This is a genomic window from Pantoea sp. ANP04, from assembly GCF_041982285.1.
Lineage (GTDB): Bacteria > Pseudomonadota > Gammaproteobacteria > Enterobacterales > Enterobacteriaceae > Pantoea > Pantoea eucalypti.
The window spans coordinates 1-598 of the sequence record NZ_JAUTYS010000093.1 but is presented as its reverse complement, the minus strand read 5'-3'; the positions used below and the strand labels follow the sequence as shown (position 1 = coordinate 598).

Here is a 598-nt window from a genome sequence, read left to right as displayed (position 1 = left end):
GGCCGCGAGGCGCTTTTGCATCACGGCATCACCGGGCAGCAGCCCCAAGAGATTGGCACGCTGGCCTTCGACGTCGGTCAGGGAGTCCAGCAAGTACAACATGCCGCCACACTCCGCGAGCAACGGCTTGCCCGCAGCATGATGGGCACGAATGGCACCCAGCATCGCGGTGTTTTGCGCCAGCGCCTGGTGGTGCAATTCAGGGTATCCACCGGGCAGATACAGACTGTCCGCCTCCGGCAGCTCAGTGTCATGAATCGGCGAGAAGAAGCTCAACTGCGCGCCCATGGCCCGCAACAGATCCAGGCTGGCACCGTAGGTAAAGGCAAACGCCTCATCCCGCGCCACGGCGATTCGCACACCGGCAAGCAAAGGCTCGCAGGGTACCGGCGTTGGTGCGGCAAAGCTCACTGCCGGCGGCAGTGCCACTTGGCAACTGCTGGCCAGGGCTTCAGCGGCAGCATCAAGGCGCAGGTCAAGATCATTCAGCTCGCTGGCCTGTACCAGCCCCAGGTGGCGACTGGGCAGTTCGATGTCAGTCTCTCGGGACAAGGCACCGTACCAGCGCAATCCCTCGGTGAGGCTTCCTTCGAGCAAC

At 63.4% G+C, this 598-nt stretch carries 1 pseudogene; it reads right to left on the bottom strand.

Annotated elements, in window-relative coordinates:
* Window positions 1-552 (bottom strand): annotated as a pseudogene (locus Q7C21_RS22500) (cobyrinic acid a,c-diamide synthase); the annotation flags it as partial.
* Between the last annotated feature and the right edge of the window lie 46 nt (window positions 553-598).